This is a genomic window from Corallococcus exiguus (genome assembly GCF_009909105.1).
GTDB classification, from domain to species: domain Bacteria; phylum Myxococcota; class Myxococcia; order Myxococcales; family Myxococcaceae; genus Corallococcus; species Corallococcus exiguus.
This window is the reverse complement of the sequence record NZ_JAAAPK010000008.1, coordinates 394,673-408,747: the sequence shown is the minus strand read 5'-3', so window position 1 is coordinate 408,747 and position 14,075 is coordinate 394,673. Positions and strand designations below refer to the sequence as shown.

Annotated in this window: 9 protein-coding genes; 1 reads left to right on the top strand and 8 read right to left on the bottom strand. The window is 66.9% G+C overall.

Translation table 11 applies throughout. From position 1 onward, the window contains the following. Positions 1–32 precede the first annotated feature (32 nt). From GTZ93_RS27880 to GTZ93_RS43315, 5 genes are read right to left on the bottom strand one after another with little or no spacing between them, the layout of a single operon-like run. Entirely contained in the window at positions 33–2,030 is a 1,998-nt protein-coding gene (locus GTZ93_RS27880; protein WP_161663111.1) for a PQQ-dependent sugar dehydrogenase, read from the bottom strand. Between the two features lie 43 nt (positions 2,031–2,073). Further along, positions 2,074–4,599, bottom strand: coding sequence for a PQQ-dependent sugar dehydrogenase (locus GTZ93_RS27875; RefSeq protein ID WP_139918248.1), 2,526 nt, complete (start codon positions 4,597–4,599; stop codon positions 2,074–2,076). Positions 4,600–4,623: 24 nt separating this feature from the next. Next, on the bottom strand, positions 4,624–5,580 hold the full coding sequence (locus GTZ93_RS27870) for a WD40 repeat domain-containing protein (protein WP_139918246.1): 957 nt from the start codon (positions 5,578–5,580) through the stop codon (positions 4,624–4,626). After that, positions 5,580–6,278: an Imm52 family immunity protein gene (locus GTZ93_RS27865; protein WP_139918244.1), complete on the bottom strand. Its 699-nt coding sequence runs from the start codon at positions 6,276–6,278 to the stop codon at positions 5,580–5,582. Before GTZ93_RS27865 ends, GTZ93_RS27870 begins: the two co-directional genes overlap by 1 nt. Before the next feature lie 15 nt (positions 6,279–6,293). Further along, complete coding sequence (locus tag GTZ93_RS43315) at positions 6,294–6,995, bottom strand: Tox-REase-5 domain-containing protein (RefSeq protein WP_161663110.1); 702 nt, start codon at positions 6,993–6,995, stop codon at positions 6,294–6,296. A 265-nt stretch (positions 6,996–7,260) separates the two neighbouring features. Between GTZ93_RS43315 and GTZ93_RS27855 the strand changes: the two genes are divergently transcribed. Further along, entirely contained in the window at positions 7,261–7,920 is a 660-nt protein-coding gene (locus GTZ93_RS27855; protein WP_139918240.1) for an SRPBCC family protein, read from the top strand. Between the two features lie 211 nt (positions 7,921–8,131). Here GTZ93_RS27855 and GTZ93_RS27850 read toward each other — a convergent pair whose 3' ends face one another. From GTZ93_RS27850 to GTZ93_RS27840, 3 genes are all read right to left on the bottom strand, one after another. Beyond that, complete coding sequence (locus tag GTZ93_RS27850) at positions 8,132–12,532, bottom strand: discoidin domain-containing protein (protein WP_257979156.1); 4,401 nt, start codon at positions 12,530–12,532, stop codon at positions 8,132–8,134. A gap of 317 nt (positions 12,533–12,849) precedes the next feature. After that, entirely contained in the window at positions 12,850–13,518 is a 669-nt protein-coding gene (locus GTZ93_RS27845) for a putative glycoside hydrolase (RefSeq protein WP_139918237.1), read from the bottom strand. Then, a complete protein-coding gene (locus GTZ93_RS27840; RefSeq protein WP_169820693.1) occupies positions 13,515–14,072 on the bottom strand; it encodes a hypothetical protein in 558 nt (185 codons plus the stop codon). Before GTZ93_RS27840 ends, GTZ93_RS27845 begins: the two co-directional genes overlap by 4 nt. Between the last annotated feature and the right edge of the window lie 3 nt (positions 14,073–14,075).

Sequence of the window (14,075 nt, the reverse complement as noted above, 5' to 3'; positions counted from 1 at the left end):
TCGCCGATCGCCCAGGTGCCGCGCGCGGCGGGTTACCGCCGGGACCGGCGGGGCCTCCTCACGAGCCCGGCGAGCAGCCACCAGGCCAGGACGCCTGGGAGCGCGCTGGCGCCGGCACTGCACCCGCCGGATTCATCCTCCATGTGCACGGGCACCGTGCCGCCGTCCTTCGCGGAGCCAGCGTCAACGACCGCCCCGGCGTCCACCTGGGTTCCCGCGTCTTCGCTTGTCCCGGCATCCTCGACGGTGCCCGCGTCTTCGCTTGTCCCGGCATCCTCGAGGGTTCCCGCGTCTTCGCTTGTCCCGGCATCCTCGACGGTGCCCGCGTCCACTTCCGCGCCGCCGTCGACGCCACCGTCATTGACTGGCTCCTCCGGAACCTCGTCCTCCTCCGTGCGGGCATGGACGGTGACCATGGGGAAGTCCTGCGTCGGCGTGAACGTGAAGGTCGCGTGCTCGACGTCCGCATCCGCGTCCTGCGCCGCGCCCAGCGTCACGAATTGAGGGACGCTCCAGTTCTCACGCGTGAAGCGAAGCGACTCGCCCTCCACCACGGAGAGGTCACCGTCGGCCCCTTGCACCGCCACCTTGACCCAGACATCCACCGCGGGGGGCATGGCGAGGGAGACCATGACCGTCTGGGTTTCGCCCTCCGGGATGACGAGGTCCGATGACGACACAACCAGGGCCTGGCCTCCCGGCACCGGCGTGACCCGGTTGATTCCGCCGTAATAGCTCAGCACATACAACGCCCCATCCGGCCCCACGTTCACGTCGACGAAGCCGCCGCCCGTCTCATAATTCATGATGATGTCTTCCGTGGCCACGGAGCCGTCCGCCGCGAACCGGATTCGATGAAGCATTCCGCGGAAGTCCGTGAACAGGTAGTTGCCGGAGTAGCTCGAGGGGAAGAGCGACCCTGTATAGAACATGCCTCCCATGACGAACTCGCCATCGACCCAGCGCTTGAGCTGACCGCCGCCGCTCACCGCATCCGGCTCCGGTTGATCCACGGTGAACGACTGCGGGGAGGGATGCCCTGTGACATAGAAGTCACCGTTGAAGCTGGGGTCCTCCACGTCCTGGATCTGGACCCGCGTCCCCTTGTGATACCAGGCGGAGGAAATGTCGTAATACTGGAGCGTGAAGGTGGCGACGCCGTTCTGCCGCACCGCGCCTGTCGGCGTGAACGGACCGAATTCCGTATTGGCGATGTAAGAGAATACGGGCGAGAGATAGCCTGCGGGCCGGTCGTAGTTGTAGTGGGGCCACCCGCCATGGTCGCCCGGTCCCACGCTGAAGACTTGAATGGTGTCCGGGCTCGAGGCATTGGCCCACAGGCGTCCGGTCCCCGGCTGGAAGACAAGGCCATAGAGGTTGCAGAAGCCCCGCGCCCAGATGCTGTCCACGTTGGGGCCTGGCCCATCATGGAAGGGATTGTCGGAGGGCACGGTGCCATCCGGGCGCACGCGGTGGATCTTCCCTGCCGCGCTCGTCAAGTCATCTTCACCCTTGCTTCCGTGGAGATTCCCCACCCCGAAATACAGCATGCCATCCGGACCGAAGGTCATCCCGCCGCCGTCGAAGTCGAGCACTCCCGCCTGAAGTCCGTCCACGATGACGGTGCGATTCACGCCGACGCCACCGACGTCGGTGTACCGGAAGATCTGCAACGTGAAGCCCGGCATCGCCGCGAAGAAATAGACGTAGTGGTTGTTCGCGAAGTCCGGATCGAAGGCCATGCCCAGGAGGCCTTGTTGCTCGTGCCCCTGAGTGAACGACTCGGAGATGAAAGGGGTGGGCTGCAACACCCCGTTCATCACGACGAGGACCTTTCCCCGCATCGTCGTCACGAACAGCCGGCCAGAGCCGTCTGGGACCCATCCCATCCGGGTGGCGTCGCCGGCCACCGACCCGAAGTCTACCCAGTCGTTCTGGATCTCCAGGTCACGGGCGGTCTCGGCTGGCTGGGAATAGACGGGGAAGGCAGTCAGCAATGCCAGGGTAAGCCAGGCGGCAATGGATCGCATATCGAGCACGCTAGCGTGCCTTCCCATCTGTCTGTCAGTCTTTTCAGCTCCGCCGGTCGCGGCGGGGCCTCCACACGAGTCCCGCGAGCAGCCACCAGGCCAGGACGCCCGGAAGCGCGGTGGCGCCAGCGCTGCACCCGCCGGAATCATCCTCCTTGGGGCCCGTTACCGTGCCGCCGTCCTGCTGGGTGCCCGCGTCCGCGACGGAGCCACCGTCCGTTCCGGTCCCCGCATCCGTATTGGCCCCGGCATCCGTCTGGGCGCCAGCATCCACGACGCTGCCCGCATCGGTGCCGGCGTCGGGGATTCCTGACGCTCGGACCTGGAGCTGGAACGTCTGGACTGCATCCGGAAGCTGTCCATTGCTGGCGCGCACGGAGACGGTCACGGTCGCTTCGCTCGTCGGCGTCCAGGACAGACGCCCGCTGACAGGATCCAGCGTCATGCCTTGCGGCCCCTGCACCAGTGTCAGCAGCGGCTCGGGCTTCCCGAACGCCGTGACCGTGTACGCATAGGGCTTCCCCACGGTCGCCTGCGTCACGGGCGCGGAGGTGATGGTCGGCACCCCAGCCACGTCCCTGGCGATGACGGTGACCACCCGCGAGATGAGTCCCGGAGAGGACACCGTCAACAAGGCCACGTCGTCCTCGCTGTCCGTGTCACGCGCGGTCGCCACCGTGACGGTCTTCGCCGCGGTTCCGTCCTCGGGCGTGAAGGTCAGGGAGGCGCCGCCGGTGACGGTCACGTCCGCGCTCCCCGAAGTGCGGGCCACTGTGACCGTCACGGGAGACGTCGGTACATAGGTCAGGCCGACGGTGAAGGTGCCGCCCATTCCCTCATCCAGATCGAATGACGTGGTGGAGAGCTTGAGCGCCTGGACTTCATCCTCCTCGGTGCGCACGTGGATCTCCACGCCGGGAACGCCAGCCGGAAAGCCCTGGTCCAGGGTGACGAAGAACGTGGCGTGGTCGACCTCCGAGTCCGCGTCATGGGCCGCGCTGAGGGTGACGAACTGCGGGACGCTCCAGTTGGTCGCGTCGAACAGCATTGGCTGTCCGGCGGTCACCCGGATGTCCGAGTCCTCTTCACGCCTCACGAGGGCCACATACGTCGGGGTCGTGGGCGGCATGGCCAGGGAGACCATGAGGGTCTTCGACCCTCCTTCGGGGACAACCAGGTCCTGAGTGGAGACGATCACGCCCTGGCCTACAGGCAGCGGCGTGACCCGGAAGATCGTGCCGTAGAAGGATGAGACATACAGCGCGCCATCCGGCCCCACCGCGACGTCGGTGAAGTTCGTCTCGTGGACGTAGTTCACCACGAGCTCCACCTTTTTCACGGAGCCATCCGCTCCCAGGTCCACCCGGTGGAGGTACCCACCGAAGTCGGCGAAGAAGTAGTCGCCCTGGTAGTCGGAGGGAAAGCGTGAGCCTGCGTAGAACACGCCACCGACCACGGCATCGCCCATCGGGTCTGTCTGCAGGCCACCGCCACCGCTCACCGCATCCGGACCGGCCTGCTCCACCGTGAACGACAGGGGCGTCGGAAAGCCAGTGATGTAGCCGACTCCATTGAAGCTGGGGTCCGCCACATCCCGCAGATGAACCTTCTTGCCCTTGCGCAGAGAGGAGACCGGATAGGTGCCCTCCACGGTGAAGGTCGCGACCCCGCCCTTGCGCACGGCACCTGTCGACGTGAAGGAGTACACGTCCCACAGCCCTGGCGTATAGGCGACGAGTGGCGACAGGAATCCCTGGGGCTGGTTGTTCTCATACTGCCACCAGCCCGCATGCTCGCCCGGTCCCACGCTGAAGATCTGCTCGGCTGCCGCCCCAGCGACGTTGGCCCAGAGCTTCCCGGTTCCAGGCTGGAAGCGGATCCGGAAGGGATTGCGGAAGCCTCGGGCCCAGACGAGATCGTTGTTCGGTCCCCAGTCATCGTAGAAGGGGTTGTCCGTGGGAACGGTCCCGTCCTTGCGGACGCGGAGGATCTTCGACGACATCAGGGACAGGTCGTCATTGCCCCCTGCGTAGATGTCTCCATCCCCTACTCCAAAATACAGGAACCCATCCGGGCCGAAGGCCAGACCTCCGCCATTGTGGCTCTTGTTTTGCGGGATGTTGTCCACGATGACGGTCCGGTTGACACCCACACCGCCAGCCTCCGTGAACCGCAGAATCTGCGCCATGTAGCGGGTGACACCCCCTACGTCGATGTTCGGCTGACTGGCGAAGACGTAGACGTAGCGGTTGGTCGCGAAGTCCGGATCGAAGGCAAGGCTTTGCAGGCCCTGCTCTCCATCCGTTGCCACCAGCTCATTGATGAATGGCGTAGGCTGGAGCGCGCCGTTCTGGATGATCCGGACCTTCCCCCCCTTGATCACCACGAACAGGCGGTTGGAACCGTCCGGAGCCCAGGCCAGTCCGGACGCATTCTCAATCTCCTGCGTCTCGATGAACTTCGCGACTTCGACGCCATAGGCGCCACTGGGGGTAGGAATATAGACCTGGGCTTGGGCGGTGAAGGCCGCAAGGCACGCAAGAAGCACCAAGGAATGGACTGAACGCATGGCAGACACGCTACCATCCCTTCCTCAGGGTCTGGGCTTCACGCCCCAGATGCCCACCTTGCCGTCGTCCATGCCCCAGCTCACGAAGCGTCCGTCGGGGGAGAAGTTCGCGGTGCTGCCCTGCATGTCATCCAGGTCCGAATAGGCGAAGACGCGCCGGCCCTCCTGGACGTCGATGACCACGAACGCGCTCGTGTCCGCGCTGGCGGCCAGCAATGAACCCTCGGGGCTGAACTCGACCTGCAGCGCACCGGATGCCGGGGCCTCGATGCTCCGAACGGTTTCCAGTCCCGGGAGGCCCAGGAACAGCAACTCGCCACCGGAATTGGCGGCGACCAGGCCTTCTCCGGAGGGAGTGAATGCCACGTTCCAGATCAGCTGGGCGTCGAGCGTACGTGACCCCACGGGCTTGCCGGTCCTCGCATCCCAAAGGCGTACGGAAGCTCGTGTCGCGGCACCTGCCTGCGCCTCGGCGGCTCCCACGGCCGCGAACCGGCCATCCGCCGACAGCGCGCAGCCGTAGAGAAACGCGGGGTCCTCCAGCCGCCACACGAGCCAACTGCGCTCCAGGTCCCAGAGCAGGACACGTCCCTGCGAGGACGCGAGCAGCAGGCGCGTTCCGTCCGAGGACAGACACGCATTGTTGACGGACCCACCCGTCTCCACCGAGGACAGCAGCGTGCCGTCGGTGACGGACCAGATCTGGAGGGTGCCGCGCACCGTCACGGACAGGAGGCGCTGTGAGCCGGGAAGGAACCATGCGGCCACACAACGGGATACAGAGTGAGCAAAGAGCGGAGTTGCCCCTTCCGAATGCAGGTCCCACCAGCGCAGCGGTGTCCCGCCCTGCTTCTGGACGGACAGCAGGTAGCGCGACGACGCATCCCACCCCAGCCGCTGCCACCGCGAGTACGGAGACAGCTCCGGCCCCCCCAGCGTCCGCAGCAGGGACAAGTGTCTCGCGGTAGCAGGGGTCAGCATCAAGACGCGGCTCCCACCGGTTCCAGCAACCCGGCCCGTTGCAACTGGGCCCGCACCTCTTCCGCGAGCGCGACATGATCCGACCTGGCCAGCGTGAATCGTTCTGGGGTCAGGATGACGAGGGTGCCCTGGTTCTCCACGAACTCGACTCGCACGGGCCCTGGAAGCGGCGGCACTGGACCGCGGTCCCGGGAGAAGTACGTCATCCATCCGATGAACGTGCCTGCGTCGCCTGACTCAGACACGGCGTCCCGGTGCTCGTCGGAAATGACGACACCCCATTGCGGATCCCAAGCCAGCACCATCGCCTTCAGCACCTGGGACGCTCTGTGCTCGGAAATGAGCCCTCGTGCGGCTGGAGTCCAAACGCAGAGGTCCACCGCATCCGGCACTGGAGACCCGCAGGAGAAGTTGACGACACTGCTGTCGTCCGGACTCCCGTTCCATGCGGCGAAGGAGAGCTCGCCTTCGCCTATCTGGTACTTCGTCTTCGTGAACAACTGCTGAAGCGAAAGAGCATCGGTGCTGACCCGGCTGTTGAGCGCGGACTCCCGGGAACGGGCCTGCTCGTACCAGGTCGCGAGGCTCGGGTCCGTGGAAGCCAATCGCTGGAACAGGGCCTCGGCCCGCCGAGCATAGGCCTCCAGCGGCTCGGGCCTTCCGGGCCAGTACACCCCTGCGTAGTAGGTTTCAGTCATCAGCCGTGAAGACGTTCAGCGCGGAGGAGTGAAGTGGACGGGAATCCGCCCCAGACCGTTTCTCTTGAAGAGCGCTCGTACGTAGTCCGCGACCTTGCGCTCCGCGAAGTGCCATTCCAGGGGAACTCCACGGGCAACCCGCTGCTGCCGCTTGGCTTGCCGGACCATGTCCGTGAATCCCTCGAACCATCCGCCCTGCTCTACGGCCAGTTCGAGGAACTTCTCATAGCCCGGCCCTTTGGCCTCCAGCAACACGCCGTTGGTGAACCCATCGAACTTGACGCCGTCGACGTCGTAGACCTGTCCCTCCAGGGCGTTGGTGATCTGGGACTGATACTTCCGCGCCGCATCCTCCATGTGCTCGGTCGCGGGCCGCCACTTCCCCGGTCCACCGGAAGAAGACGCTCCGCCGCCAGGGGCGTTTGACTTCAACAGGATGACGGCCGCCCCGGAAGCCCCACTCAAAACTGTCGTCGCACGCCCTACGGGGACTGAGACGAGCTCCAGCACCAGCGCTCCCTCTGCGGACAGCGAAAGCATTGGCGCGGAGGCCTCGGCTCCCACGGCCAGCCCCTTCAGCGAGCGAGTCGTGGCAGAGGCGGTTCCCCACAGTGCGACGACGTTCGTCGTCAGCCGTGCGGTCTCGCGGATCTGCTCGCCGCGCGTCATGTGCTGGAAGCGATCCCAATATGCGGGCGAGTTCGCGATGAGGGCCACGATTCCCGCAGGCAGGTGTCGCAGCCCAGCGATGCTTTCCGTGGGGCGTGACACCCGGCACAGCCACTGCAGAACAGGGCCGCGAGTATCGCTATGACCGCCAGGCGCATGGGCCCACTCTAGACCGCCGGTACAATGGTGGGCCCTGGTGACTCGCGCCTCACGCTGCGTCAAGCCAAGCCGCGCGCTGGGGGGCTTGAGCCGGAGCGATCCGGCGGCCTAAGACGCGTCCTCCCCGTCCAGGGGACCCTTTTCGAGGAACTTCATGTTCAAGAAGATTGCCATTGGCGTTGTCGCCGTGCTCGCGCTGCTCGCCGGCTTCATTACCACCCGCCCCGATTCCTACACCGTCACGCGCACCGCCACGGTGCCGGGTACGCCCGACGTCGCATTCGGTCTGGTCAATGACTTCCACCAGTGGAACCAGTGGTCTCCCTGGGACAACCTCGACCCGAACATGAAGAAGACCTTTGGCGGCGCGGAGTCGGGCGTTGGCGCCACCTATGGGTGGGTGGGCAACAACGACGTGGGTGAGGGCCGCATGACCATCCTGGAGGCCACCGCCAACGCGGCCGTCCGTATCAAGCTGGAGTTCATCAAGCCCTTCGAAGACAGCAGCATCACCACCTTCACGTTCAAGCCCGCCGACGACGGCACCACTGTCACCTGGGCCATGGCCGGTAACCACAACTTCATGAGCAAGGCGATGTGCCTCGTCATGGACATGGACCAGATGATCGGCAAGGACTTCGAGAAGGGCCTCGCCAGCATGAAGACCTCTGCCCAGACCGAGGCCACCAAGCGCGCGGAGGCCGAAGCCGCCCGCAAGGTCGCCGAGGCCAAGGCCGCCGAGGAGGCCGCCGCCGCTGCCAAGGCCGCCGCTCCCGCGGAAGGCGCGCCCGCCGTCGCCGCGCCGACCCCGTAGTTCCGGCCTGAGAAATGCGCGGCAGAAGGCAGACCTCCTGTTCCGCGCGACGGCCGCGTTCCACCACCCGACGCTCGTGACGCAGTCCGCCCACGAAGATCTGGAACCCCAGCTCCGGGCGATCGTCAAAGTGCTGCTTCGCGGAATGACATCAAACTGAAGAGGGGCGGCCATCACTCCGGCCGCCCCTCCTCTCTCTCAAGCCATCACCCTACTTCGTGAAGGTGATGGGCCCCGAGGACAGCGTGGTGTTGTTCGCGCCGTCCACCGCGCGCACGCGCCACGTGTGCGAGCCCGTGGACAGACCGTTCAGCGTCGTCTGCTCCGTGCCCACGCCGTACACCTCGAACTCCCACAGCGAGTAGCCGTACGCCGTCGCGCGCTGCACGCCGCGCATGCGCACGAAGCGGCCCACGCCAGCCACCGTCCAGTCGTCGATGCCGCCGTCGCCGGTGTCCACCGTCCGCAGCGCCGTCCAGTTGGTGGAGCCGTCCAGCGACGACTCCAGCACGTAGCGGCGGCCGTACGCGGCCTCCCAGTTCAGCACGATGCGCTTGAGCGAGTAGATGGCCCCCAGGTCGATGGTGATGGACTCCGTGTCACCCGTGGTCGCCGTGCCCACGCTGGACCAGCGCGTCGCCAGGCTTCCGTCCACCGCGTCGTTCGCGCTGCCGAACTCCACGGACGTGGCGTAGGCATTCTTCCCCCGCGCCAGGTTCGTGCCCGCCGGCACCGGCGTGCTGCGCAGGATGGAGGGGCCGCGGTCCGTGCCGTCCACGATGAGGACGTACTCCGCCACGCCCGCGCCCACGTCCGTCGTCTGCTCCCAGATGAAGCGCGTGGACGTGCCCGGCACCGACTGCCCGGCCGACGGCGACAGCGCCGCGAAGGCCGCGGGCGGCGTCGTGTCGTTCAGCGTGAAGGTGAACGTCGGGGACTGCGTGACGCCGTTCGCCCAGTTGAACGCCTTCACGAACCAGGTGTGCACCCCGTTCGCCAGCTTCAGCCCATCCAGCGCCGCCGACGGCGTCTTGGTGATGGCCACCGGCATCGCGCCGCCGTCCAGGTACACCTCGTAACGCTGGATGCCCGTCTGAGGGTCGCTGCTGGCCGCCCAGGTGAACGCCGGACGCGTGCCGGTGATGACCAGGTTGTTTGACGGCGTCAGCAGGTTGAACGCCACCGGAGGCGTCGCGTCCGTCAGGCCGAAGCCCTGGATGCCCGCGCCGTACTGGTACAGCGGGTTGCCGTACGTGGGTGGCACCGGCTGGCCCGCCGCGATCTTCTGGCGGATGGCCGTGCGCTCCGCGTCCGTCGCGCCCAGGTCGAACGGCAGGTCCCACTTCTCCAACTGGTTGTTCTCCACGTCCGTGCCGATCTGGTTCATGCCGCGCGGCAGCTGCCAGGGCGTCTTGCCCCGAGGCAGCACGTCACCGAACAGCACGTCCGCCACCGCGTAGCCGCCCATGTCGCCCGGGCGGTACGCCAGCATCAGCGCGTTGGAGAGGGGCACCACGTTCGTCAGCACGTACGGACGCGGGCTGATCAACACCACCGTCGTGGGGATGCCCCGCGACTTGAAGCTGTTGATGATGCCGTACTGGTCGCCCCACTTCGCGTCGTGGGCAGGGCCAATCGGGTCGCCCGGCAGGTACGGCTTCTCCTTGTCCCACTCCGTGCCGTGGGTGAAGTAGCTCTCGCCCACCACCACGATGGCCGCGTCCGGCGTCACGCCCGCGGGGGCGTTGTCTTTGTAGACCGTGAGCCCCGCGGCCTCCGCGCGCGCCTTCACCGCCGCGTAGATGGTCGGGTCGCCGAACTCGTTGCCGTGGAAGTCCGAACGCCAGGTCACCATGCAGGACATGTCGTCCGCGCGCGGGCCCGCGATGACCAGCTTGCCGCCCGCCGGCAGGCGGATGGGCAGCGCGCCATCGTTCTTGAGCAGCGTCATGGCCTCCTGGGACGCGCGGCGCACCGCCGCCTTGCTGTCCGCGGTGTGCCACTGGGACGTGCCGGCCGGGCCCTGCTTGTACGGATCCTCGAAGATGCCCAGGCGGAACTTCAGGTCCAGGATGCGGCGCACGGAGTCGTTGATGCGCGCGACGGGGACTTCGTTCTCGAAGTTGGCCATGGCCTGCGGCGTCGCGCCGCCCATCACGTCCGAGCCCGCCGTGGCGGAGCGCACCCACGAACCCGACGGCAGCCAGTCCGAGCAGATGACGCCGTCGTACTTCAGCTGGTTGCGCAGGTAGTTGAGGATGCCCGGGTTGTCACCCGCCCCGTAGCCCTCCGGCCCCAGCAGCCAGCTGCCCGCGTAGCCCGGCATGATGCCGCTGGTGCCCGCCTCGATGGCCGCGTGCCACGGACGCATGTGGTAGTGGATGGTGGTGCCGTCGTAGGTGATGCCCGCCTCACCGCCAGCGCCCTGCCCCGGCCAGTGCTTCGTCGTCACCCAGATGGAGCTCGGGTTCACCTCCGGACCGCCCTGGAGGCCCGCGATGAGCGCGCGGGTGATGCCCGCCGCCAGGTCCGCGTCCTCGCCGTTGCCTTCCTGCGTGCGCGGATACAGGACCTTGGTGTTCACCTCCGCCAGCGGAGACAGCGTGCCGCGGCTGCCAATGGCCAGCTGCTCGCGGCGCTGGATGTCACCCATCTCGTAGATGGTGTCCAGGTCGCGCGTGGCCGCCAGCGCCGGCTGCGTGGGCCAGCTCGTCTTGTAGCCGTGGATGGTGTCACCCGCGTCGATGTGCGGGATGCCCAGACGCGTGGCCGCGGACGCCTTCTGGAACATGGGGATGTCCGTGGGCGACAGGGGCCCCATCTGGAAGCCGGCTTCCGGGTACGTCTTGGCGTCGTAGAACATCTGCAGCGCCTTCTCGCGCAGCGTCATGCGGCCCAGCAGGTCGTTCACGCGCACGGAGATGGGGTTGTGCCAGTCCTCGTACGGCTCAATCGTCCCGTTCTTGTTCAGGTCGCGCACGCCGTTGATGAGGTTGACGCCGTCCGCCTGAGTCTCCACCACCGGCAGGTACACGCTGAAGGTGCCGATGTCCGAGCGCGACGTGCTGCCACCCGACAGCGTGGCCACCACGTACCACTTGTACGTCCACCGGTCCGGCAGGTCCTCCGTGAAGGTGAAGGACGTGCCCGTCTGCGACGCCACCTGCGTGTAGCGGTCCAACAGGTTGCCCGCCGCCATCCAGTCGTAGTCGTTGCGCGTGAGGTTGACGTAGACCTTGTAGTTCGTCGCGCCCGTCACCGTGGCCCACGACAGCGTGGGACGGCGGGTCGCGGTGACCATCGCGTTGTTGCCCGGCGCGGCCAGGCGGAACGCACCGGCAACAGCCAGCGGCGCGGGCGCCACGTACGGGTCCGGGATGATGGTGGGGTCGCGGGGATCCGTGGGGCCATTGCCCGTGGAGAAGATCTCCACGTTCCAGTCGGCGCCCTGCACCGCCAGCGCCGTGACGGACTGCGCGCGCTGCTGCACGCCGTTGTAGTCCACCACCGCCAGGCGGATGTCCGTGTTGGGCTGCGTGGGGGAGAACTGGTTCTTCGACAGCGTCACCGTCGTGTTGGGCGGGAACGTGAGCTGGTAGGTGAAGGGCCCGGGCGGGTTGCGCACGGACGGCGTGGTGTTGCCCTCCTCCGGCACCGGCGTCACCGACAGCGGCGCGGGCGACACGTTGATCTTCGCGTACGCCAGCTCCGGGAAGTTCAGCTTGATGGTCTGGTTGGTGGTCTGAGTGGGCGGCGGCGTGGTGCCCCCGTTCTGGTAGACCTCGAAGGACCACAGCGAGTAGCCGTAGCCCGTGCCGCGCTCCGTGCCGCGCATGCGGATGTAGCGGTACGTGCCCGACACGGGAATCTCCCGGCGGCCGATGGCGCCGTTGGTCACCGTGTTGAGCGTCGTCCAGCTGGTGTCGTTGTTGGAGCCGTCAATCGTGTACGTCTTGCCGTACGCGCCCTCCCAGTCCAGCACCACCTTGCCCACCACCTGGGACGACCCCAGGTCCACGCGGATCCACTGCGGATCCACGCCCTGCGCGGAGGCCCAACGGGTGTTGATGTCGTTGTCGAACGCGAAGCCCGGCTGGAGCCCCGCGGCGTCCGCCTCCACGCTGGACGCGGTGGCCGGACGGTTGCGCGCCAGGTCCGTGTTGGTGGGAGGCGGCGTGCCGCCCGTCTCATAGACGGCGAACTCCCACAGCGAATAGCCATACGCGGGCAGCGCGCGGGTGACGCCCTGCATGCGGACGTAGCGGCCGGTGGTGCCAGCCGGCAGGGACAGGTCGTCCGTCGCGCCGTCGCCGGTGTTCACCGTCAGCGCGTCGGTGAAGGTGGTGTTGTTGGTGGAGACCTGGATTTTGTAGACCGTGGCGTAGGCCGGCTCCCAGGTGAGCACCACGCGCGAAATGGTGCGCGTCTGGCCCAGGTCCACGGTGATCCATTCGTTCGCCGTGAAGCCGCTGGCCCAGCGGGTGCCACCGTCGCCGTCCACCGCGTACTGGCCCAGGAATGGAGCCTCCGCGGAAGAGGTATAGGTGGTCTTGTTCAACGCGACGTTCGTCTGCGCGCGGGCGTCGGACGCGCCCAGGAGGGACACCACCATGAGCACCGCCGCGAAGGCCTGTAATAACCAGACGCGCGGTGCTTCACGGAGACATGGGCTTGCGCCCCTGCTTGACAATTGCGGCAAGGATTCAGACATTGGGGGACGACTCCTTGGGTAGGAACACCGTGACGCGCGTTCGCACGCACCGCCAGGACGCGCGGCGGACGCAAGGGGACTGCCCGGCTGAAACAACTGCAGCCCTGCCCTGGCGACACCGCACGCGGGGGCGTGACGGCGGCGTCAAGACAAGGCTCGGGCGCTCCGGCTGTCACACGGCGACAGCCGGCCCGCCCTTCCTGGCACTGCGTTCCTGCCTAGTCCGCGGTGAAGTACAGGTTGTCGAGCAGGAGGAACTGACCGGTCGTGCCACCCTCGGCTGCGAAGGTGAACGGTGACGACACGTCATTGAGCTTCAGGCCCGCCGCGACGAAGTCCGCGACGGGGATGGCCAGGTGGTGCCACTCACCATCGTTCGCCCAGCCATATTTGGTGACGGCGAGCGGGTTGCCCTTCTCAGCGGTGCCCGTGCCGCTGGTCATGCCGATCTTCACGTTGGCGAAGGCGGCGTCGGACGACTTCATGCTGACGTGGAGCGTCTTCCACGCATCGAAGTTGTGCGTCTGCTTCCAGTGCACACCGAAGCCCATCCACGGCTTGCCGTTCTGCACGATGCGGTCGGCGGACTTGCCCTCGACGTGGTCGGGGTCCGACTCCACGTAGACGGTGTTCTCGTAGAGGTAGAAGTTGGAGTCGATGTTGTCGAGGATGATCTCCTGCGAGCGGCCCGTCTCGTAGAAGATGCCCACCATCAGGCGCGCCTTGCCGGCCTCGTAGGGGAACGGCCCCGGCAGCATGTCCGAGGGCTGCGTCCCGCCGTCGGGGTTCTGGTCGTCCGGCAGCTCCTGGCCTGAGTAGTCCGCCGGGCCCGGATCCGGGCGGCAGGCGGCGAGCAGCAGCAACAGGCCCCACACTGGCTTCTTCATGGCTTCACCGCCCGGTCCGCACCACTGGAGGTCTTCACCATCACCCAGCCGCCAGCCACGGTGCCGCCCAGCTCGACGACGCCCTTGTACGCGGGCGTCACCAGGTCGTAGGCCACCGTGCCGGACGCGTCGTACGTCACCGCGTCCGGGAAGTTGTCGAGCACGGACTGGTAGGCCTTCACCGCCATCTCGCGCGTCTGCGCCAGGCTGCCCTGGTCCGCCAGGCCCCGCTGGTAGATGGCCGCCAGGTTGAGGGCCACGTAGTACTGCGCTTCACCGTACGGCCCGTTCGCGAGCACCGTGGCCCACGAGTAGTAGGCCGCCACGGGGTCCGCCCCGGACTGGATCTGCCACTTCGTCTCCGTGCCCACCCCCGACAGCGCGAAGGGGTTGTTCGGGTCATCCAGCACGGAGGTGTTCGGGTAGATGCCCATCGCCGGGTCGGTGACCGTGAAGGTCATGTCGTCCAGCGACTTGCCGTAGATGATGGTCGGGTCTTCGTAGCAGCCGGACAGCGCGGCCACGGCGGCGGCCAGCAGGAAACCAGTCCTCATGTT